This window comes from Pseudomonas sp. FR229a (assembly GCF_030209115.1).
GTDB lineage: Bacteria > Pseudomonadota > Gammaproteobacteria > Pseudomonadales > Pseudomonadaceae > Aquipseudomonas > Aquipseudomonas moraviensis_A.
Map to the genome: position 1 here is coordinate 31,838 of NZ_JARVSP010000030.1, position 20,272 is coordinate 52,109.

Consider the following 20,272-nt stretch of genomic DNA (forward strand, 5'->3'; position numbering starts at 1 on the left):
AAGGCTGCGATCTTTAGCTCTTGCTCCGAAAATCAAAGTCAAAAGATCGCAGCCTTCGGCAGCTCCTACAGGGTTGGGTGTCAGCTTTTAGACGGTATGCAGATACCAGTTGTACTCAAGGTCAGAAATCGAGTTCTCGAACTCGGCCAGCTCGCTTTCCTTGCACGCGACAAACACGTCGATGTACATCGGGTCGATGTAGCGCGCCATGACTTCGCTGTCGTCGAGCTCACGCAGGGCGTCACGCAGGTTGTTCGGCAGGCTCTGCTCGTTCTGCTCGTAGCTGTTGCCTTCGACCGGAGCACCCGGTTCGATCTGGTTGGTCAGACCGTGGTGAATACCGGCCAGCACCGAAGCCATCAGCAGATACGGGTTGGCATCGGCACCGGCGACGCGGTGTTCGATGCGCACGGCGTCCGCTGAACCGGTCGGCACGCGCACGGCGACGGTGCGGTTGTCGATGCCCCAGCTCGGCGAGTTCGGCACATAGAACTGCGCGCCGAAGCGGCGATAGGAGTTGACGTTCGGGCAGAGGAACGCCATTTGCGCCGGCAGGGTCTCGAGCACACCGCCGATCGCGTGACGCAGCGCGGCGTTCTGCTCGGGATCCTCGCTGGCGAAGATGTTGTTGCCTTCTTTGTCCAGAATCGAAATGTGCACATGCAAACCGTTGCCGGCCTGGCCCGGATACGGCTTGGCCATGAAAGTCGTGTCCATCTCGTGGTCGTAGGCGATGTTTTTCACCAGACGCTTGAGCAGCACCGCGTAATCGCAGGCCTTGATCGGGTCGGAAACGTGATGCAGGTTGACTTCGAACTGCGCCGGGGCGCTTTCCTTGACGATCGCGTCAGCCGGGATGCCCTGCTCTTTCGCGCCTTCGAGGATGTCTTGCAGGCAGTCGACGTATTCGTCGAGATCGTCGATCAGGTACACCTGAGTCGATACCGGACGTTTGCCCGACACGGGCGAGCGTGGCGACTGCGGACGGCCGTTCACGTTGTCCTGGTCAATCAGATAGAACTCCAGTTCGAACGCGGCGCAAATGGTCAGGCCGAGGTCGTCGAACTTGCGCACCACATTGGCCAGCACTTCACGCGGGTCGGCGAAGAACGGCTGGCCTTCGATCTCGTGCATGGTCATCAGCAGTTGTGCGGTCGGGCGCTTTTGCCACGGCTCGATGCTCAAGGTGCCGGGAATCGGATAGCAGATGCGATCGGCATCGCCAATATCGAGGCCCAGACCGGTGCTTTCCACCGTAGAGCCGTTGATGTCCAGCGCGAACAGCGACGCCGGCAGGTTGATGCCTTTTTCGTACACCTTATGAAGACTGGTGCGTTCGATGCGCTTGCCGCGCACCACACCGTTCATATCCGCAATCAGAAGGTCGACGTACAAAACCTCAGGATATTTCTTAAGGAATGCGTTGGCTTCGTTGAGTTGAACGGTACGCAGAGGGACCGACATGATGCACCTATTTAGCTGTTAATTATTATGTTCACCACCGTGTTGCGCAGCCAGTCAATCCGAAAGGCAAAGTGAAGTCAATAGCGAACAGCTGGCCCCGAAGCCTTTATTTTTCGGGCTTTTATTAACACTCTCGTGCCAGATCCGCCGTCAAACCCCATGAAACCAGCGCAACCTGATGATCGGCGTTTAGAATTTTTTACATGGCAGTTGTTAATTAAAATCAACGAGGCTAAGCTCCGGAAAAGCTCGTTCAAGTGACAGACTTCGAGGTGAATAAAAATGGCATTCAAGCCATTGATCGGCGTTACTGCGTGCGTCAAACAGATTGGCCTGCATCCCTATCACATCAGCGGCGACAAGTACGTACGTGCTGTCAGCGTTGGCGCTGAAGGGCTGCCAGTGGTCATTCCTTCCCTCGGCAACCTGACTGAAATCGACGACCTGCTCGGTCAACTCGACGGTCTGTTGCTGACCGGCTCACCCTCGAATGTGGAGCCCTTCCACTATCAAGGCCCGGCCAGTGAGCCCGGCACGGATCACGATCCGGCCCGCGACGCCACCACCCTTCCTTTATTGCGTGCAGCCATCGCGGCGGGCGTTCCGGTGCTCGGCATTTGCCGTGGTTTTCAGGAAATGAACGTGGCCTTCGGCGGCAGTCTGCATCAGAGGGTGCATGAGCTGCCGGGCATGCTCGATCACCGCGAGGCGGACAGCCCGGATGTCGCGGTGCAATACGCCCCGGCCCATGCGGTCAGTGTGCTCGCTGGCGGAGGGTTCGAGGCGCTGGAGTTGCCCAACGAGTTTCAGGTCAATTCGATTCACAGCCAGGGCATCGACCGCCTCGCTCCTGGCCTGCGTGTCGAAGCGGTGGCGCCGGACGGTTTGATCGAAGCGATCTCGGTCGAGCACAGCCCAACCTTCGCACTCGGCGTGCAATGGCACCCGGAATGGCAAGTGCTGGACAACCCCGACTACCTGAAGATTTTCCAGGCGTTCGGCGCAGCGTGCCGGCAGCGGGCGGCGCGGCGCAACCAGCGCTGACGCAACCACGAATCAAGTAACGATTTACTGCCCCCGCGGCTGGCGGGTGTGCGTTTGCACACCTGTCAGTCGTGAACCGCGACACCCGTAATAACAACAAGTACGACCCAAGCCGCAGGGCAGGAGCCCTGTAGGAGCTGCCGAAGGCTGCGATCTCTTGATCTTGATCCTGAAAAACAAAATCAAAAGATCGCAGCCTTCGGCAGCTCCTACAGGTGCATTTGCAGGCTTGCAATCCACTTAAGCCCGGCCACGTTGGCCAGGCACACGAAACCTGTTGGGAGTTTCACATGGCAAACGCCTCCAGCACTTACCGGAAGGCACTCGAAGGTCATCAGCAACCGAAAAAGGTGTTGGTGAAAGTCGACCGTGTCACCAAGAAGTTCGACGAAACCGTGGCCGTGGACGATGTGTCCCTGGAGATCCATCAGGGCGAAATCTTCGCGCTGCTGGGTGGCTCCGGATCGGGCAAATCGACCCTGCTGCGCATGCTCGCCGGTTTCGAGCGGCCGACCGAGGGGCGGATTCTGCTCGATGGCGTGGACATCACCGACATGCCGCCGTACGAGCGGCCGATCAACATGATGTTCCAGTCCTACGCGTTATTCCCGCACATGACCGTGGCGCAGAACATCGCCTTCGGCCTTAAACAGGACCGTTTGCCTGCCAGTGAAATCGATGCCCGCGTCGAAGAAATGCTGCGTCTGGTGCACATGACCCAATACGCCAAACGCCGCCCGCACCAATTGTCCGGCGGTCAGCGGCAGCGCGTCGCCCTCGCCCGCTCGCTGGCGAAACGGCCGAAACTGTTGCTGCTCGACGAGCCGATGGGTGCGCTGGACAAGAAACTGCGTTCGCAGATGCAGCTTGAGCTTGTGGAGATCATCGAACGCGTCGGCGTGACCTGCGTGATAGTGACCCACGACCAGGAAGAAGCCATGACCATGGCTCAGCGCATCGCAATCATGCACCTGGGCTGGATCGCGCAGATCGGCAGCCCGGTCGACATTTATGAAGCGCCGGTCAGCCGCATGGTCTGCGAGTTCATCGGCAACGTGAACGCCTTCGACGGCACCGTGGTGGAAGATCTGGAAGGCCACGCGATCATCCACAGCCCGGATTTGCAGCAGAAAATTTACGTCGGTCACGGCGTCAGCACTTCGGTGCAGGACAAGTCGATCACCTACGCCATCCGCCCGGAAAAAATGCTCGTCAGCACCAGCCAACCGGAGTTCCGCTACAACTGGTCCGAAGGCAAGGTGCACGACATCGCCTACCTCGGCGGTCACTCGGTGTTCTACGTCGAGCTGCCCGGCGGCAAGATCGTCCAGTCGTTCATGGCTAACGCCGAACGTCGTGGTGCGCGGCCGACCTGGGACGACAAGGTCTACGTATGGTGGGAAGACGACAGCGGCGTGGTACTGCGCTCATGAGAACCTTCAATCAGCAATTCCTGCGCCTGGTGCCCAGCGGACGAAAACTGGTGATTGGTATTCCGTTCATCTGGCTGTTCCTGTTTTTCATGCTGCCGTTCTTTCTGGTGATGAAGATCAGCTTCTCGGAAGCCGCACTGTCGATCCCGCCGTACTCGGAGATCTACACCTTCGCCGAACAGAAATTCCAGCTGCTGCTGAACATCGGCAACTACACCCTGCTCGGCGAGGACGAGCTATACCTGTCGGCCTACCTCGGTTCGCTGAAGGTCGCAGCACTAAGCACGCTGATGTGCCTGGCGATCGGTTTTCCGATGGCCTACGCGATCACCAAGACCGGCAAGGAAACGCAAAACGTCCTGCTGCTGTTGATCATGATGCCGACCTGGACGGCGATTCTGATCCGCGTTTATGCGTGGATGGGCATCCTCAGCAATAACGGCTTGCTCAATGCGTTTCTGATGTGGACCGGGCTCACCGATCACCCGATCGAGATCCTCAACACCAACACTGCCGTCTATATAGGTGTCGTGTACGCGTATTTGCCGTTTATGGTTCTGCCGCTCTACGCCAACCTCGTCAAGCACGACAACAGCCTGCTGGAAGCCGCGCAGGACTTGGGTTCGAGCAACTTCAACAACTTCTGGAAGATCACCGTGCCACTGGCGAAGAACGGGATCATTGCCGGCTGCATGCTGGTGTTTATTCCGGTGGTCGGCGAGTTCGTGATTCCGGAACTGTTGGGTGGCCCGGAGACGCTGATGATCGGTCGCGTGCTGTGGCAAGAGTTCTTCAATAACCGCGACTGGCCGGTGGCGTCCGCCCTGGCGGTGGTGATGCTGTTGATCCTGATTGTGCCGATTCTGCTGTTCAACCGCAGTCAGGCCAAAGAGATGGAGGCACGGGGATGAAACGCTTCAACTTTTCCAGGTTCATGCTGATCTTCGGCCTGATGTTCATTTATCTGCCGATGCTGATTCTGGTGATCTACTCGTTCAACGCCTCGAAACTGGTGACCGTGTGGGGTGGCTGGTCAATCAAGTGGTATGCCGGCCTGCTCGACAACACGCAACTGATGGGCTCGGTGGTGCGCTCGCTGGAGATTGCCTGCTACACCGCGATTGCGGCGGTGGCGCTGGGCACCCTCGCCGCTTTTGTCCTGACTCGCGTCACGCGCTTCAAGGGTCGCACGCTGTTTGGCGGCCTGGTGACCGCGCCGCTGGTGATGCCGGAAGTGATCACCGGTCTGTCGTTGTTGTTGCTGTTCGTAGCGATGGCGCAGTTGATCGGCTGGCCGCAGGAGCGAGGCATCGTCACCATCTGGATTGCTCACACGACCTTTTGTGCGGCTTATGTCGCGGTGGTAGTCTCCGCCCGCCTGCGCGAGCTGAATCTGTCGATCGAAGAAGCGGCGATGGACCTCGGTGCGAAACCGTTCAAGGTGTTTTTCCTGATCACCATCCCCATGATCGCGCCGTCGCTGGCGGCAGGCGGGATGATGTCGTTTGCCTTGTCGCTGGACGATCTGGTGCTGGCGAGTTTCGTCTCCGGGCCGGGCTCGACGACGCTGCCGATGGAAGTGTTCTCGGCGGTGCGTCTGGGTGTGAAACCCGAGATCAACGCCGTGGCCAGTCTGATTCTGCTGGCGGTGTCGCTGGTGACTTTCCTCGTCTGGTACTTCGGCCGCAAAGCGGAAGCCAATCGCAAACGGGCGATCCAGGAAGCAATGGATCAGACCGCGAATGAGTCGTGGCAGCCGCAACGTGCCGCAGCGGCCACAGCCTGACTCTAGGACTATAAGAACCTGTGGCGAGGGAGCTTGCTCCCGTTTGAGTGCGCAGCGCTCACAAGATCTTGCGGCCGCTTCGCAGCCCAGCGGGAGCAAGCTCCCTCGCCACAATGGCTCTGTGTACATCATGTTTTGTGTTGGGTTTTTGAATAAGAAGAAGGGAGTTGTACCGATGAAAATGTTTGGCAGGACTCTGCTGACACTGTCCTTAATGGGCGCAATGGTCATGGGCGCCCAGGCCAACGACAAGGTGCTGCGTGTTTACAACTGGTCCGATTACATCGCGCCGGACACCGTGAAGAAGTTCGAAGACGAGACCGGTATTCGCGTGACCTACGACGTCTTCGACAGCAACGAAACCCTCGAGGCGCGCCTGCTGGCGGGCAAATCCGGTTACGACATCGTCGTACCGTCGAACAGTTTTCTGGCTAAGCAGATCAAGGCCGGCGTCTATCAGCCGCTGGACAAATCGAAGCTGCCGAACTGGAAGAATCTCAACCCGGTACTGCTGAAAAACGCCTCCGCCAGTGATCCGGACAACGCGCACGCGTTCCCGTACATGTGGGGCTCCATCGGTATCGGCTTCAATCCGGCCAAGGTCAAGGAAGTGCTCGGCGCCAACGCCCCGACCAACTCCTGGGACTTGCTGTTCAAACCGCAGAACGCGGAAAAACTCAAAGCCTGCGGCATCAGTTTTCTCGATTCGCCGACCGAGATGCTCCCGGCCGCCCTGCACTACCTGGGCTATCCGGTGAACGACAAGGACAAGGCGCACATCGCCGAGGCGGAAGCGCTGTTCATGAAAATCCGCCCGTACGTGGCGTATTTCCATTCCTCGAAGTACATCTCCGATCTGGCCAACGGCAACATCTGCGTAGCGGTCGGTTACTCCGGCGACGTCCTGCAGGCCAAGGCACGGGCGGTGGAATCGGGCAACAAGGTAGTGATCGACTACAGCATTCCCAAGGAAGGCGCCGGCAGTTTCTACGACATGGTCGCCATCCCGCGCGACGCTGCGAACGTCGACAACGCCTACCTGTTCATGGACTTCCTGATGCGCCCGGACATCATCGCCGAAGTCACCAACAGCATCGGCTACAGCAACGCCAACGCAGCGGCCACGCCACTGGTGGACGAAGCGATCCGCAATGAACCGGGCTCGTATCCATCGCAAGCGGTGATGGCGACGTTGTATGCCGTGCCGGATCAGCCAATTGCGACACAGCGCATCATGACGCGCGGCTGGACGCGGGTGAAGCTCGGGAAATAAGCACACCAGTGATCCACATGTAGGAGTGAGCCTGCTCGCGATAGCGGTGTTTCAGCCAGCTTCGATAGTGAATGTGCTGACGTCATCGCGAGCAGGCTCACTCCTACAGTGGTTCGGCGTTATGCCAGACAGAATCACAGGTTTCCCGTTCACGCAGCGCCTTACCACCGCTGCCCCTTGCTCTGAACGGCCTCACCCGGCTCCCTCGGCTCGGGTGAATTTGCGGGCGCCTTCGGGCGCCTTTTTTGTTCGTTCAGATCAGCGACCAGTCCTGCAAAACCCGATAGCGGCCCTTGTGCGATTCGAACAAGGCGAAGCGTTCAGCGCGCAGGAAAAACTCCGGCGGCGTGCCCGCTTCCGGCTCCGGCGCACGGTATTCGCGAGCCAGGGTCAGGTGCGGACGGAACTCATGGGTGGTTTCTTCAAAACCGAACGGCAGCATCGCTTGCTCCAGCGCATAGACCAGGCGCAACAACGCCTGCGGCGCCTGCTCCGGTGCCAATGACAGGACACCGGCGCGATGCCAGACCTGCAAGCGATCCAGCGAAATCCGCAATGCTTCACCCGGCGTGCGCACACTGCCCGCGGCTTCGCAGACGCCATGAATCTGCGCCAGCGGCACCGCGCCGAGAAACAGCAAGGTCAGATGAAAGTTGTCCGCCGGCACCGGCCTGCCGTTGCGCAGACCCAGCTCCGAACGCCACTGGGCGATCGCCTTGCGCTGCGCTGGCGGGCAATCCAAGGCAAAAAACAATCGCTTCGACGGCTCATCCTTGCGCACCCCATCAATCATTGCCCTCTCCCCTTGTTCGTCATGATCGCGCCGATTCTACTCAGCCTGTTCTGACGACTCGCGACAGGAAGCTATAGTTCATGGATTGCCATCAACCGGAGGCTGCCATGCGCGAGATCCTCAGCAAAGAACCCTGGTGGGCCCGGCCACCACAACCCGGGCAGAACGAAAGCGAACTGGAATGGGGCTGGCTGGTGCATTACAGCGAAGGCGAACCGCGCTTCGAGTTCGTCCGCGAACGACCCAGCGACGAGCAGATTCGCAACCGCAAGAGTTGCCGGGTCACCCCCTCGCCCGAGTGAATAGAGCCCGTGAGTACTAATCCTGTGGGAGCGAGCCTGCTCGCGAAAGCGGTGTGTCAGATAAAGAAATGTTACTGATACGACGCTTTCGCGAGCAGGCTCGCTCCCACAGGGTTATGCATTGATCAGTGGGGTTGGGTGTCGCCGGCTGCGGTGTCGATGCTGACCACCACCGACATCCCCGGTCGTAGCCGTTCCTGTTCCTGCTGATCGGGATCGATGGTGATGCGCACTGGCACGCGCTGAGCGATCTTGACGAAGTTGCCAGTGGCATTGTCGGCCTGGAGCAAGGCAAATTCCGAACCGGTGCCCGGCGAAATATGCTGCACATGGCCGGTGAATCGGCGGTGGTTCAAGGCGTCGACGGTGAAGCGCACCGGTTGCCCGACACGCACGTTGGCCATCTGGGTTTCCTTCATGTTGGCGATCACCCATTTCTGATCCGGCACCAATGCCATCAATTGGGCGCCGGAGTTGACGTAGGCGCCGAGGCGCACGCCGATCTGCCCGAGCTGGCCGTCGCGCGGCGCGACAATCCGCGTGTTCGACAGATCGATCCGTGCCAGTTGCACCGCCGCTTCGGCGCTGGCCACCGCAGCTTCCAGCGAGCCGCGATTGACGATCACCGTTTGCAGGTCCTGCCGGGCGATTTCCAGATTGGCCTTGGCCTGCGCCACTGCCGCCGTGCTCTGCGCATTGGCAGCGAGGGTCACGTCGAACTCGCGTTTCGACACCGAACCGTCGCGCACCAGTTCCTGATTACGGCGCAGATCGGCCTCGCTCTTGCGCAACTGCGCCTGGCTGTCGGCCAACACCGCCTGGCGCAATTTGATCGTTGCCTCGGCGCTGTTGCGCTGCTGCACGACGTTGGCCAGCCCGGCCTTTTGCACCGCCAGTTGTGCCAGCGACTGGTCGAGGCGCTGCTGATAAATTCGGTCATCCAGTCGCACCAGCAGATCCCCGGCCTTGACGTACTGGAAGTCCTGCACCGGCACCTCGAACACGTAACCGCTGAGCTGCGGGCCGATGATCGTCACCTGCCCGCGCACCAAGGCGTTTTCGGTGGTTTCCACGGCGCTGCTGAACGGCGGCAATTGCCAGGCATAGAGCACGATCAGCACGCCGACGATGGCGATCGCGGCAAAGCCCAGCGAAGAAATGATCCGCACCCGCAGCGAACGCGGCTCGGTATTGGCTGACGATGGCGGCGCCTCACCTTCAGGCGTGGCGGCAATGGCGTTGGTGGTTGTGGTGGTCGGTTCGGTCATGAAGAAATGGCGCCGCTTGATGGTACGGAAGGTGTCGGCTCAATGGCTTTGGTGGTACTCATCAGCCACAACGCGCGAATCGAAAGCCAGATCATGGTCAGTACGGCAATGACCGCGATCAGCATGAAGACATCGTTATAGGCCAGCACGTTCGCTTCGCGTGTCGCTGCATTGGCGAGGCTGCGGATCCCGGCCAGATTGCGCAGGCTCGGGTCGGCCAGCAAACCGCCATAGGCCGATCCACCGCTCTGCACGCGCGCGGCCACCAAGGGATCGGACATCACCAGATGATCGACGATGTGGCTGGAATGGTACTTCTCCCGCACGATCTGAAACGTGCCAAGCAACGCCGCGCCGAGCAGCCCGCCGAGGTTGTTGCAGATCCCGAACAGCACGGAAAAACTCACCAGGTTGCGTGGGTTGGTCAGCACGTTGCGCGTCCCGAACACCATGGTCGGGCCGAGAAAAAACGTACTGCCGAACGCCAGCAGGAACTGGCTGAAGTAGAGATTTTGCGGGCGGGTCAGGTTGTTGGAAAAACTGTCCATCACCGAACCGGTGGCCATCAGTGCCAGCGAGATGATCAACGGCATCAGCAAGTGTTTGGGGTCGATGGTCAGCGCGCTGGTGGCAAGCCCGGCGACGCTGCCGATCAGCATCACCACATACAGGCTGTGCAGTTGCTCATAGCCCATGTTGAGGTTCTGCATGAAACCGACCGCACCGGTGGATTGCTCCGAGGTGACCATGCGGATCAGGGTCACCGCCAGTGCCAGACGAATCATCGTGCCGCTGCCCAGCCAGCGGGTCATCAGCATCGGGTTGCTGCGGTTATGTTCGATGGCCAGGCCCATGATGATCAGCGCGATTGAACAGGCGAGCGCGACGCCGATCCAGTCGGCCTCCAGCCACCAGTCGATGCGCCCCAGCGACAGCACCGCGCACAACAACGCCACACCGGTGGCGAGGATGGCGAAGGTCAGGAAGTCGAGTTTTTCAAAGGTCTTGAAGCGGTCACCGGGCGGCAACTTCAGCAGCAATACACAGCCGAGTGACAACAGGGCCATGCCCAATTCGAACAGGTAGAGGCCGCGCCACTCGGCGATCTGCAACAGGTCCTCGGAAAACAGCCGCGCCAGCGGTAACGCCAGTTGCGAAGTGCCAAGACCGAGTACCAGCGCTTTGAGTCGCCACTTCGCCGGGAACGCCTGAACCATGTAATACAGCCCCAGCGAACTCAGCGCCGCGCCGACCATGCCGTGGGCAGCACGCACTGCCACCGCAGAATTGAGATCGTTGACGAACAGATGGCCGAAGGTCACCAGCGCATAGAGCACCAGGAACACTTCGGTGAACGCGCGCAAGCCGAACTGCTGGCGAAACTTCACCAGCAGCAGGTTCATCGATACGTTGGTCATCACATAGGCGGCCGGCAGCCAGGCCATTTCCGCGGTGGTCGCGCCGAGCGAGCCTTGCAGATAAGGCAGGTTGGCGACCACCAGCGAATTCCCCAGCCCACCAGTCACCGCCACCAGCACACCAACCGCCGCGTACGCCAGGCGCTTGGGCGTGGAGTGCAGTGGTGTCGACGGCGAACCGGGCAGGCTGGGCTTTTCGTGAGGTTGCCAGTTGCGCGGGGCGTACTTATCCATGGATCGGCCTGGTGCTGGGGGTGAGGGAAGTTTGCCGCATATTTCTTTGCAGCACACTTTTCCATGGACAACAAAAAACCTGTAGGAGTGAGCCTGCTCGCGATAACGGTGAATCACTCGCCATTTTCTTCGCTGACACACCGCTATCGCGAGAAGGCTCACTCCTACAGTGGAGAATGCGTGGCTGGACGAGTGATCGTATAACTTCCAGTTGACAATCCTCGAAAATCTGGGAAATATCCCCAGCGATGTTGTACGACGACGTATGACAAATAATAAAAACAACAAACGATTCAGGGAGCGTCACAGTGAGCACACTCGCCCGCAATTCCGTCCGCCCTCCACGTTTTGCCACTTTCAAGCCGCGTTCGACCCTCAGCCTGCTCGGCTGCAGCAGCCTCGCCCTCGCCCTGCCAATGAGCGCCGATGCTGAAGGCTTTCTCGAAGACAGCAAAGCCACGCTGAACCTGCGCAACGCCTACTTCAACCGCAACTTCGTCAACCCGGCCTATCCCCAGGGCAAGGCTGAAGAGTGGACGCAGAACTTCATCCTCGACGCCAAATCCGGCTTCACCCAAGGCACCGTCGGCTTCGGTCTCGACATCCTTGGCCTGTACTCGCAGAAGCTCGATGGCGGCAAAGGCACTGGCGGCACGCAGCTGTTGCCGATCCACGATGACGGGCGCCCGGCCGACAACTTCGGCCGGCTCGGCGTAGCCCTGAAAGCCAAAGTTTCGAAAACCGAATTGAAGGTTGGCGAATGGATGCCGGTACTGCCGATCCTGCGCTCCGACGATGGCCGCTCCCTGCCGCAGACCTTTCGCGGCGGCCAGATCACGTCCACCGAGATCAACGGCCTGACTGTCTACGGCGGCCAGTTCCGGGGCAACAGCCCGCGCAACGACGCGAGCATGGAAGACATGTCGATGAACGGCCGCGGTGCATTCACCTCTGATCGCTTCAACTTCGGCGGCGGCGAATACACCTTCAACGAGAAACGCACCATGGTCGGCGTGTGGTATGCCGAGCTGACCGATATCTATCAGCAGCAGTATTTCAACCTCAGCCACAGCCAGCCGATGGGCGACTGGACCCTCGGTGCCAACCTCGGTTTCTTCACCGGCAAGGAAGACGGCAGCGCCCAGGCCGGCGACCTCGACAACAAGACCGCGTTCGCCCTGCTCTCTGCCAAGTACGGCGGCCACACTTTCTACGTCGGCCTGCAGAAACTCACCGGCGACGATGCCTGGATGCGCGTCAACGGCACCAGCGGCGGCACCCTGGCCAACGACAGTTACAACGCCAGTTATGACAACGCCAAGGAGCGCTCCTGGCAGCTGCGTCACGACTACAACTTTGTGGCGCTGGGCGTGCCTGGCCTGACCCTGATGAACCGCTACATCAGCGGCGATAACGTGCACACCGCGACCACCAATGACGGCAAGGAATGGGGCCGCGAATCGGAACTGGCCTACACCGTGCAGAGCGGCCCGCTGAAGAACCTCAACGTGAAATGGCGCAATGCGACCATTCGCCGGGACTTCAGCACCAACGAATTTGACGAGAACCGGATCTTCATCAGCTATCCGATTTCGTTGTTGTAATTTCCAGGGCGACACCGCCCCCCTGTAGGAGTGAGCCTGCTCGCGATAGCGGTGTATCAGCTGACATTTTCTCTGACTGATATACCGCTATCGCGAGCAGGCACACTCCTACAAGGAAATGCATTTCAAAGCGAAGCAACTGTAAAAACACCTTTCCGCCTTCCGTCATCTACACCAAAAGTCGCGTTGACAAGATCCGGAAACCCTACCGATACTTCAGCGCAGTCATACGACAACCTACAACAAACCTAATAACAATGTGTCCAGGGATTGCCATGACGTCTACTTCTACCCCCCGCGTACCTTTCAATCGCCTGCTCCTGACCGGTGCCGCCGGAGGCCTGGGCAAAGTCCTGCGCGAACGCCTGCGCCCTTATGCCAACGTGCTGCGCCTGTCCGATATCGCCGCCCTCGCCCCAGCCGTCGATGAACATGAAGAAATCGTGCTCTGCGACCTCGCGGACAAACAAGCCGTGCATCAACTGGTCGAAGGCGTCGATGCGATCCTGCATTTCGGCGGCGTTTCGGTCGAGCGGCCGTTCGAAGAAATTCTCGGTGCGAACATCTGCGGCGTCTTCCACATTTACGAAGCCGCACGCCGCCATGGCGTCAAACGCGTGATTTTCGCCAGCTCCAATCACGTCATCGGCTTCTACAAGCAGGACGAAAACCTCGACGCCACCTCCCCGCGCCGTCCTGACGGTTACTACGGCCTCTCCAAGTCCTACGGCGAAGACATGGCGAGTTTCTACTTCGATCGCTACGGCATCGAAACCGTCAGCATCCGCATCGGTTCCTCGTTCCCCGAGCCGCAGAACCGCCGGATGATGCACACCTGGCTGAGCTTCGACGACCTTACGCAACTGCTCGAACGCGCGCTGTACACACCGAATGTCGGTCACACCGTGGTCTACGGCATGTCCGCCAACAAGGAGGTCTGGTGGGACAACCGCTACGCCAGCCACCTCGGTTTCGAAGCCAGGGACAGCTCGGAAGTGTTCCGCGACAAGGTCGAAGCCCAGCCGATGCCGGCAGATGACGATCCGGCGCGGATCTATCAGGGCGGCGCGTTCGTTGCAGCAGGCCCGTTCGGCGACTGATCGCTCGACTTGATCCCCCTCCAATAAAAACCAAGGGAATGAGTATGCAAGCCGAATTGATCGTCGACGCCCGCAACGCGGTCGGTGAAAGCCCGGTCTGGGTGCCGCAGGAAAACGCGCTGTACTGGGTGGATATTCCCAACGGCGGGCTGCAACGCTGGAGCGCCGACACTGGCCATGTTGCTTCGTGGAAAGCCCCGGAAATGCTCGCCTGCATCACCCGCCACCGCAGCGGTGGCTGGGTGGCCGGCATGCAAAGCGGTTTCTTTCGCCTGCACGCGCACAGCGACGGCAGCCTCGACAGCGAATTGCTCGCCACCGTCGACCACAGCCGCCCGGACATGCGCCTTAACGATGGTCGTTGCGACCGCCAGGGGCGTTTCTGGGCCGGCAGCATGGTCTTGAACATGGGCCTGAATGCGCCCGAAGGCCGGCTGTACCGCTTCGGCGCCGGGCAGGCTGGCGTGGTTGAAGCGCAGCTGGATGGCTTCATCGTGCCCAACGGCCTCGCCTTCAGTCCTGACGGCAAAACCATGTACCTGTCGGATTCGCACCCCAACGTGCAACTGATCTGGGCGTTCGATTACGACACCGAAACCGGTACGCCATCGAATCGCCGCATCTTCGTCGACATGAACCACTTCCCCGGCCGCCCCGACGGCGCCGCCGTGGATGCCGAAGGTTGCTACTGGATCTGTGCCAACGACGCCGGCCTGATTCACCGTTTCGCCCCGGACGGTCGCCTCGATTTCTCGCTGGAAGTACCGGTGAAAAAACCGACCATGTGCGCTTTCGGCGGCAGCAACCTGGACACCTTGTTCGTCGCCTCGATTCGCCCCGGCGATGACCTCGATCCGCAATCCCTGGCCGGCGGCGTGTTCGCCTTGAAGCCCGGCGTCAAAGGCCTCGCCGAACCTGAATTCAACGATCTGCTTTAGACCTTCTGCTGCACCGCTGCGCCTTGAACACAAAAATAACAAGACTGGAGACTCACCCCCATGAACTTCAAACGCACCTTGCTCGCCGCTGCACTCCCGCTGATATTTACCCTCGCTAGCGCCGCTCAGGCACTGGAACTTAAAGTCGCCGACATCCACCCCAAGGGTTATCCAACCACGGTGGCGGAAGAAAGCATGGGCAAAATGCTGACCAAAGAGACCAACGGCGAGCTGACTTTCAAGTACTTCCCGGGCGGTGTGCTGGGTTCTGAAAAGGAAGTCATCGAGCAGATGCAAGTCGGCGCGATACAGATGTCCCGGGTCAGCCTGGGGATCGTCGGCCCTGTCGTACCGGACGTGAACGTCTTCAACATGCCGTTCATCTTCCGAGACCACCAGCACATGCGCAATGTCATCGATGGGCCGGTGGGCGATGAAATCCTCGACAAGATCACCAACTCGGAATTCGGCCTGGTCGCCCTGGCCTGGATGGACGGCGGCACGCGCAACATCTACACCAAAAAACCGGTGCGCAAGCTCGAAGACCTCAAGGGCATGAAAATTCGCGTGCAAGGCAACCCGATGTTCATCGAGATGATGAACGCCATGGGTGCCAACGGGATCGCCATGGACACCGGCGAGATCTTCAGCGCCCTGCAAACCGGCGTGATCGACGGCGCGGAAAACAACCCGCCGACCCTGCTCGAACACAACCACTTCCAGAACGCCAAATTCTACAGCCTGACCGGTCACCTGATCCTGCCAGAGCCTATCGTGATGTCGAAAATCACCTGGGAGAAACTCACTCCGGATCAACAGACACTGGTCAAGAAAGCCGCCAAGGCTGCCCAGGCTGAAGAGCGCGAGCTGTGGGACAAGAAGTCCGCTGCCAGTGAAGAAAAACTCAAGGCCGCCGGCGTCGAGTTCATCACGGTCGACAAAAAACCCTTCTACGACGCCACTGCACCGGTGCGGGCCAAGTACGGTGCGCCGTATGCCGACCTGATCAAGAAAATCGAAGCCGTTCAGTAACGCCTCCCGCTCCGTACTCATAAATAGGGCCCGGCGCGCCGGATGTTCGAGGCGCGCCCGGTTACGGTGAAACCCGATGAAGAATTTGCTGCTGCGTATCAACGACAAGATCTACATGACCTGCATCTGGGTGGCCGGCCTTTCCGTTCTGGCAGTTTCCCTGATGATTCCCTGGGGCGTGTTTGCCCGCTACGTGCTGGGTACCGGTTCGAGCTGGCCCGAGCCTACGGCCATTCTGCTGATGATCGTGTTCACCTTTATTGGCGCCGCTGCCAGCTACCGCGCCGGTGCGCACATGGCCGTGGCCATGGTGACCGACCGCATGCCGCCGCATCTGCGCCGCGCCGCGTCGATTTTTTCCCAACTGCTGATGGCCCTGATCTGCATTTTCATGACGATCTGGGGATTCAAGTTGTGCATGTCCACCTGGAACCAGTTCATGGCGTCCCTGCCCACCCTGCGGGTGGGCGTGACCTATTTGCCGATTCCCGTGGGCGGTTTGCTGACCCTGGTTTTTGTCCTGGAAAAACTGTTTCTCGGTGACCAGAGCAAGCGTCGGGTCGTGCAGTTCGATCTGGTTGAAGAAAGCGAAGGTGCCGTTTAATGGACGCTCTGATTCTGCTGGGCAGTTTTATCGTATTGATCCTGATCGGCATGCCGGTCGCCTACGCCCTCGGCGCCGCCGCGCTGATCGGTGCGTGGTGGATCGACATCCCCTTCCAGGCCGTAATGATCCAAGTCGCGGGCGGGGTAAACAAGTTCTCACTGCTGGCCATCCCGTTCTTTGTCCTCGCCGGCGCGATCATGGCCGAGGGCGGCATGTCCCGGCGGTTGGTGGCGTGTGCCGGGGTGCTGGTGGGTTTCGTCCGTGGTGGCCTGTCACTGGTCAACATCGTCGCCTCGACCTTCTTCGGTGCGATCTCCGGTTCGTCGGTGGCCGACACCGCGTCGGTGGGTTCGGTGCTGATTCCGGAAATGGAGCGCAAGGGTTATCCGCGCGACTTCTCCACCGCCGTGACCGTCAGCGGTTCGGTGCAAGCCCTGCTGACCCCGCCAAGTCATAACTCGGTGCTCTACTCGCTGGCCGCAGGCGGTACCGTTTCGATCGCCTCGCTGTTCATGGCGGGCATCGTGCCGGGCTTGCTGATGAGCGCGTGCCTGATGGTGCTGTGCCTGATCTTCGCGAAAAAGCGCAACTACCCCAAGGGCGAAGTAATCCCGATGCGCCAGGCGCTGAAAATCGTCGGCGAAGCGCTTTGGGGCCTGATGGCGATGGTGATCATCCTCGGCGGCATCCTCTCCGGGGTCTTCACCGCGACCGAGTCGGCCGCCATTGCCGTGGTGTGGTCGTTCTTCGTGACCATGTTCATCTACCGCGACTACAAGTGGCGTGAACTGCCCAAGCTGATGCACCGCACCGTGCGGACGATCTCGATCGTGATGATCCTGATCGGCTTCGCCGCCAGCTTCGGCTACATCATGACCCTGATGCAGATTCCGGCGAAGATCACCACGGCGTTCCTGACCCTGTCGGACAACCGTTACGTGATCCTGATGTGCATCAACGTCATGTTGCTGCTGTTGGGCACGGTGATGGACATGGCGCCGCTGATCCTGATCCTGACGCCCATCCTGATGCCGGTGATTCTGGACATCGGCGTCGATCCGGTGCAGTTCGGCATGATCATGCTGGTCAACCTGGGGATCGGATTGATAACACCGCCCGTGGGTGCGGTGCTATTCGTCGGCTCCGCCATCGGCAAGGTCAGTATTGAAAGCACTGTGAAAGCCTTGCTGCCGTTCTACGCCGTGCTGTTCCTGGTGCTGATGCTGGTCACCTACATTCCGGCTCTGTCGCTGTGGCTGCCGCACCTGGTGTTGTAACAATGTGACTGTGGCGGGGAGTTTGCTCCCGCTCGGGCGCGCAGCGGTCGCTCTTTAAAAAAGGGCCTGCTGCGCAGTCCAGCGGGAGCAAGCTCCCTCGCCACAGAAGTGTTTCAGGTCCGAAAAAGCATGCAGGCTGCCACCACCAGACAGACACTGGCAAACCCCACCTGCAACGCCCGCGCCGGCACCCGTGCGCACAGCCTGCGGCCGATGATCATGCCGACGATGCTGGCGACGATGAACGCGGCGCCCTGGCTATCGATGCGTACGCCCGCATGCAACGAGCCGATCACCCCGATCGCTGAAATCAGACTGATCACCATCAACGATGTCGCAACAATTCCACGCATCTGCACATCGGTCAGTTGCTTGAACGCCGGCACGATCAGAAAGCCGCCGCCGACGCCGAGTAAACCCGAAACCACGCCAGTAACCGCTCCCAGTGCAGCCAGGGTAGCGGTGCATTTGGCGGTCCAGTCGAAGCGCCCGGTCTGCTCGTTGAGCATGCAGTTCTTCTGGCCCCAACTGGCATGCCCGTGATCGCTCGGCCCCGCTTGCTGACGGTCTCTTCTGAACATTCGCCAGGCAACCATGACCATCAGCAGGCTGAACAGGATCATCAGAACCTTCTCCGGCAACTGATGCGCGAAGTAGATTCCCAGCGGCGAAAACACCGCGCCCAGGGCCGCGATCAGCAGCGCCGCGCGGTAACGGACCAGGCCATGGCGCAAACCATCGATTGCCCCGACCGCTGCCGCGCTGCCGACCGCAAACAAGGCCACCGGCGCCGCTTGCGTCATCGTCCAGCCAAGCCCGAGCACCAGCGCCGGCACCGCGAGAATCCCGCCGCCCGCGCCGGTCAGACCGAGCACCAACCCCATCACCACGCCAAACAGACTTGCCAGCAACATAGGGTTTTCTCAGTCGACCCTGGACAGACGCGTCAGCCACTCGCGGCCCTTGAGCATGCCGTGCCAGTAGAACCACGGCAGCAGCGTCGCTTTCAGCCACCACGCCGACCGCCGCGGCACGGTCGGATCCAGCGGGAAGGTCGGCAGCAGTTTGCCGCCATAGCCGAACTCGGCAAGGATCACCTTGCCCTTCTCCACCGTCAGCGGGCACGAGCCGTAGCCGTCGTACTTCAGCGGCAGCGGCTGTTGTTTGCGCGCGGCCAGGAGGTTTTGCGCAACGACGACAATCTGCTTGCGCACCGCCGCTGCAGTTTTCGCGTTGCTGGTGCCGCAGATATCGCCGAGTGCGAACACTTCGGGATAACGCGGATGTTGCAGGGTGTGCGGGTTGACTTCGCACCAGCCGGCGGCATCGGCCAGAGCGCTTTGCGCGATGAAGTCCGGCGAAACCTGCGGCGGCACGACGTGGAGCAGATCGAAGCTTTTCGCCTCGCGGGTGACGTTGCCGTCGGCGTCCTTGATCTCGAACCACGCGGTTTTTGCCGGGCCGTCGACCTTGACCAGATTGGAGTTGAAGGCCAGTTGCGCGTTGTACTGTTCGATGTACTTCATCAACGGCGGGACGAACGTCGCGACGCCGAACAGCGCGGCGCCGGCCAGGTTGAATTCAAAATTGATGTTGCGCAGCACCCCGGATTTGCGCCAGTGATCGCAGGAGAGATACAGGGCTTTTTGTGGCGCGCCGGCGCATTTGATCGGCATCGCCGGCTGGGTGAACAGCGCCCGGCCATCGCGCAGTTTCTGCACTTGATCCCAGGTGTACTGGGCATGTTGGTAGCTGTAGTTCGAGGTGACACCGTGCTGGCCGAGGCTTTCCTGCAAGCCTTCGATTCTCTCCCAGGCCAGGCGCAGGCCGGGACAGACGATCAGGTTCTCATAGCTGACGGTGCGCTGATCATCGAGGGTGAGTTGACGCTGAGCCGGGTCAATGGCGCTGACGCTCGCCTGAATCCACGTTGCCTGACGCGGCATGACTTTGCTCATCGGCCTGACGGTGTCTTTCACAGCAAATGCGCCACCGCCAACCAGCGTCCAGGCCGGTTGGTAGTAGTGCTGTGAACTGGGTTCGATGACCGTGACGTTGAGGTGCGGGTCACGCTTGAGCAGACTGGCGACAAAACCGATGCCGGCCGTCCCGCCGCCGATGACCACGATGTCCGCACTGATGGATGGGCCCCAGTGTTGATCGTTCATTGCTTGTTCCTTTTGCTGCACGCAAGGATTTCTCAGCCTTCACACAAAACCTGTAGGAGTGAGCCTGCTCGCGATAGCGGTGTACCAGCCGACATCTTCATTGACTGTTTCACCGCTATCGCGAGCAGGCTCACTCCTACAAGGGGCGTGTGAAGGCTGGCATTTATTGCTGTTCCCAGCTCTTGAGTACCGCTCCGCAATAGAGCCCCGAGAGGGTTTTCATCACCTGAATCACCTCATGACTCGCCAGGCCATAGAAAATGTACTTGCCTTCACGGCGGGTCGCGACCAGCCCTTCGTCACGCAAAATGCCCAGTTGCTGGGACAGCGTCGGCTGGCGTACGCCGGTCATGGTTTCCAGTTCGCCGACATTGCGTTCGCCCTGGGTCAGTTGACAGAGAATCAGCAGGCGATCCTCATTGGCCAGGGCCTTGAGCAGCGTGCAGGCTTTGGAGGCCGAGGCACGCAGTTGGGCGACTTCACATTCGGTCAGACTGGATTGCATTTGCACGAGGCCTTGAAGGTCACTTA

At 60.0% G+C, this 20,272-nt stretch carries 19 protein-coding genes; 12 read left to right on the forward strand and 7 right to left on the reverse strand.

The window, feature by feature from the left end; genetic code table 11:
• Nucleotides 1–87: 87 nt before the first annotated feature.
• The gene (locus tag QRN33_RS23155) at nt 88–1,464 is read right to left on the reverse strand and encodes a glutamine synthetase family protein (RefSeq protein ID WP_007918694.1); all 1,377 of its coding nucleotides are present in this window, start codon (nt 1,462–1,464) and stop codon (nt 88–90) included.
• Between the two features lie 282 nt (nt 1,465–1,746).
• Between QRN33_RS23155 and QRN33_RS23160 the strand changes: the two genes are divergently transcribed.
• From QRN33_RS23160 to QRN33_RS23180, 5 genes are all read left to right on the forward strand, one after another.
• Nucleotides 1,747–2,508 (forward strand): gamma-glutamyl-gamma-aminobutyrate hydrolase family protein, encoded by a 762-nt coding sequence (locus QRN33_RS23160; RefSeq protein ID WP_285410330.1) that lies wholly within the window; start codon nt 1,747–1,749, stop codon nt 2,506–2,508.
• A gap of 290 nt (nt 2,509–2,798) precedes the next feature.
• Complete coding sequence (locus QRN33_RS23165) at nt 2,799–3,941, forward strand: ABC transporter ATP-binding protein (RefSeq protein WP_285410333.1); 1,143 nt, start codon at nt 2,799–2,801, stop codon at nt 3,939–3,941.
• The gene (locus QRN33_RS23170) at nt 3,938–4,852 is read left to right on the forward strand and encodes an ABC transporter permease subunit (RefSeq protein ID WP_064363558.1); all 915 of its coding nucleotides are present in this window, start codon (nt 3,938–3,940) and stop codon (nt 4,850–4,852) included. The genes QRN33_RS23165 and QRN33_RS23170 overlap by 4 nt, the downstream gene beginning before the upstream one ends.
• A complete protein-coding gene (locus QRN33_RS23175) occupies nt 4,849–5,727 on the forward strand; it encodes an ABC transporter permease subunit (RefSeq protein WP_285410335.1) in 879 nt (292 codons plus the stop codon). Before QRN33_RS23170 ends, QRN33_RS23175 begins: the two co-directional genes overlap by 4 nt.
• Nucleotides 5,728–5,902: 175 nt before the next feature.
• Nucleotides 5,903–7,000 carry a polyamine ABC transporter substrate-binding protein gene (locus QRN33_RS23180; protein ID WP_042609311.1) on the forward strand — a complete coding sequence of 366 codons (1,098 nt, stop codon included), beginning with the start codon at nt 5,903–5,905 and terminating at the stop codon, nt 6,998–7,000.
• Nucleotides 7,001–7,253: 253 nt separating this feature from the next.
• On the opposite strand, the gene thpR is transcribed toward QRN33_RS23180, so the two are convergent.
• The gene (thpR, locus tag QRN33_RS23185; protein WP_285410337.1) at nt 7,254–7,793 is read right to left on the reverse strand and encodes an RNA 2',3'-cyclic phosphodiesterase; all 540 of its coding nucleotides are present in this window, start codon (nt 7,791–7,793) and stop codon (nt 7,254–7,256) included.
• Nucleotides 7,794–7,900: 107 nt separating this feature from the next.
• On the opposite strand from thpR, the gene QRN33_RS23190 reads away from it, so the two are divergent.
• Nucleotides 7,901–8,095 (forward strand): hypothetical protein, encoded by a 195-nt coding sequence (locus QRN33_RS23190; protein ID WP_042609399.1) that lies wholly within the window; start codon nt 7,901–7,903, stop codon nt 8,093–8,095.
• Nucleotides 8,096–8,220: 125 nt separating this feature from the next.
• Here QRN33_RS23190 and QRN33_RS23195 read toward each other — a convergent pair whose 3' ends face one another.
• Nucleotides 8,221–9,363 carry an HlyD family secretion protein gene (locus QRN33_RS23195; protein ID WP_083352496.1) on the reverse strand — a complete coding sequence of 381 codons (1,143 nt, stop codon included), beginning with the start codon at nt 9,361–9,363 and terminating at the stop codon, nt 8,221–8,223.
• Complete coding sequence (locus QRN33_RS23200) at nt 9,360–11,015, reverse strand: MFS transporter (RefSeq protein ID WP_042609308.1); 1,656 nt, start codon at nt 11,013–11,015, stop codon at nt 9,360–9,362. The genes QRN33_RS23195 and QRN33_RS23200 overlap by 4 nt, the downstream gene beginning before the upstream one ends.
• A gap of 308 nt (nt 11,016–11,323) precedes the next feature.
• Here QRN33_RS23200 and QRN33_RS23205 point away from each other — a divergent pair, with 308 nt between their 5' ends.
• From QRN33_RS23205 to QRN33_RS23230, 6 genes are all read left to right on the forward strand, one after another.
• Nucleotides 11,324–12,619 carry an OprD family porin gene (locus tag QRN33_RS23205; protein WP_064363563.1) on the forward strand — a complete coding sequence of 432 codons (1,296 nt, stop codon included), beginning with the start codon at nt 11,324–11,326 and terminating at the stop codon, nt 12,617–12,619.
• Nucleotides 12,620–12,894: 275 nt separating this feature from the next.
• Nucleotides 12,895–13,719: an NAD-dependent epimerase/dehydratase family protein gene (locus QRN33_RS23210; protein ID WP_083352495.1), complete on the forward strand. Its 825-nt coding sequence runs from the start codon at nt 12,895–12,897 to the stop codon at nt 13,717–13,719.
• A gap of 44 nt (nt 13,720–13,763) precedes the next feature.
• Complete coding sequence (locus tag QRN33_RS23215; protein ID WP_285410340.1) at nt 13,764–14,657, forward strand: SMP-30/gluconolactonase/LRE family protein; 894 nt, start codon at nt 13,764–13,766, stop codon at nt 14,655–14,657.
• 60 nt (nt 14,658–14,717) lie between these two features.
• Nucleotides 14,718–15,689 carry a TRAP transporter substrate-binding protein gene (locus QRN33_RS23220; protein ID WP_042609304.1) on the forward strand — a complete coding sequence of 324 codons (972 nt, stop codon included), beginning with the start codon at nt 14,718–14,720 and terminating at the stop codon, nt 15,687–15,689.
• Between the two features lie 76 nt (nt 15,690–15,765).
• Nucleotides 15,766–16,293 carry a TRAP transporter small permease gene (locus tag QRN33_RS23225; RefSeq protein ID WP_042609303.1) on the forward strand — a complete coding sequence of 176 codons (528 nt, stop codon included), beginning with the start codon at nt 15,766–15,768 and terminating at the stop codon, nt 16,291–16,293.
• Entirely contained in the window at nt 16,293–17,573 is a 1,281-nt protein-coding gene (locus tag QRN33_RS23230; RefSeq protein WP_042609302.1) for a TRAP transporter large permease, read from the forward strand. The genes QRN33_RS23225 and QRN33_RS23230 overlap by 1 nt, the downstream gene beginning before the upstream one ends.
• A gap of 113 nt (nt 17,574–17,686) precedes the next feature.
• Here the strand turns inward: QRN33_RS23230 and QRN33_RS23235 are convergent, their stop codons facing one another.
• The 3 genes from QRN33_RS23235 to QRN33_RS23245 all read right to left on the reverse strand — a co-directional run bounded on the left by QRN33_RS23235 (nt 17,687) and on the right by QRN33_RS23245 (nt 20,246).
• Nucleotides 17,687–18,487: a sulfite exporter TauE/SafE family protein gene (locus QRN33_RS23235; RefSeq protein WP_285410343.1), complete on the reverse strand. Its 801-nt coding sequence runs from the start codon at nt 18,485–18,487 to the stop codon at nt 17,687–17,689.
• Nucleotides 18,488–18,496: 9 nt separating this feature from the next.
• Nucleotides 18,497–19,741, reverse strand: coding sequence for an NAD(P)/FAD-dependent oxidoreductase (locus QRN33_RS23240; protein WP_285410345.1), 1,245 nt, complete (start codon nt 19,739–19,741; stop codon nt 18,497–18,499).
• Between the two features lie 163 nt (nt 19,742–19,904).
• Nucleotides 19,905–20,246, reverse strand: coding sequence for an ArsR/SmtB family transcription factor (locus tag QRN33_RS23245; RefSeq protein WP_252880452.1), 342 nt, complete (start codon nt 20,244–20,246; stop codon nt 19,905–19,907).
• Nucleotides 20,247–20,272: the final 26 nt, after the last annotated feature.

Excerpts from the sequence above, each read along its gene's own strand:
- QRN33_RS23155 (WP_007918694.1), bottom strand. The coding sequence starts at position 1,464 with ATGTCGGTCCCTCTGCGTACCGTTCAACTCAACGAAGCCAACGCATTC.
- QRN33_RS23160 (WP_285410330.1), top strand. The coding sequence starts at position 1,747 with ATGGCATTCAAGCCATTGATCGGCGTTACTGCGTGCGTCAAACAGATT.
- QRN33_RS23165 (WP_285410333.1), top strand. The coding sequence starts at position 2,799 with ATGGCAAACGCCTCCAGCACTTACCGGAAGGCACTCGAAGGTCATCAG.
- QRN33_RS23170 (WP_064363558.1), top strand. The coding sequence starts at position 3,938 with ATGAGAACCTTCAATCAGCAATTCCTGCGCCTGGTGCCCAGCGGACGA.
- QRN33_RS23175 (WP_285410335.1), top strand. The coding sequence starts at position 4,849 with ATGAAACGCTTCAACTTTTCCAGGTTCATGCTGATCTTCGGCCTGATG.
- QRN33_RS23180 (WP_042609311.1), top strand. The coding sequence starts at position 5,903 with ATGAAAATGTTTGGCAGGACTCTGCTGACACTGTCCTTAATGGGCGCA.
- thpR (WP_285410337.1), bottom strand. The coding sequence starts at position 7,793 with ATGATTGATGGGGTGCGCAAGGATGAGCCGTCGAAGCGATTGTTTTTT.
- QRN33_RS23190 (WP_042609399.1), top strand. The coding sequence starts at position 7,901 with ATGCGCGAGATCCTCAGCAAAGAACCCTGGTGGGCCCGGCCACCACAA.
- QRN33_RS23195 (WP_083352496.1), bottom strand. The coding sequence starts at position 9,363 with ATGACCGAACCGACCACCACAACCACCAACGCCATTGCCGCCACGCCT.
- QRN33_RS23200 (WP_042609308.1), bottom strand. The coding sequence starts at position 11,015 with ATGGATAAGTACGCCCCGCGCAACTGGCAACCTCACGAAAAGCCCAGC.
- QRN33_RS23210 (WP_083352495.1), top strand. The coding sequence starts at position 12,895 with ATGACGTCTACTTCTACCCCCCGCGTACCTTTCAATCGCCTGCTCCTG.
- QRN33_RS23215 (WP_285410340.1), top strand. The coding sequence starts at position 13,764 with ATGCAAGCCGAATTGATCGTCGACGCCCGCAACGCGGTCGGTGAAAGC.
- QRN33_RS23220 (WP_042609304.1), top strand. The coding sequence starts at position 14,718 with ATGAACTTCAAACGCACCTTGCTCGCCGCTGCACTCCCGCTGATATTT.
- QRN33_RS23225 (WP_042609303.1), top strand. The coding sequence starts at position 15,766 with ATGAAGAATTTGCTGCTGCGTATCAACGACAAGATCTACATGACCTGC.
- QRN33_RS23230 (WP_042609302.1), top strand. The coding sequence starts at position 16,293 with ATGGACGCTCTGATTCTGCTGGGCAGTTTTATCGTATTGATCCTGATC.
- QRN33_RS23235 (WP_285410343.1), bottom strand. The coding sequence starts at position 18,487 with ATGTTGCTGGCAAGTCTGTTTGGCGTGGTGATGGGGTTGGTGCTCGGT.
- QRN33_RS23240 (WP_285410345.1), bottom strand. The coding sequence starts at position 19,741 with ATGAACGATCAACACTGGGGCCCATCCATCAGTGCGGACATCGTGGTC.
- QRN33_RS23245 (WP_252880452.1), bottom strand. The coding sequence starts at position 20,246 with ATGCAATCCAGTCTGACCGAATGTGAAGTCGCCCAACTGCGTGCCTCG.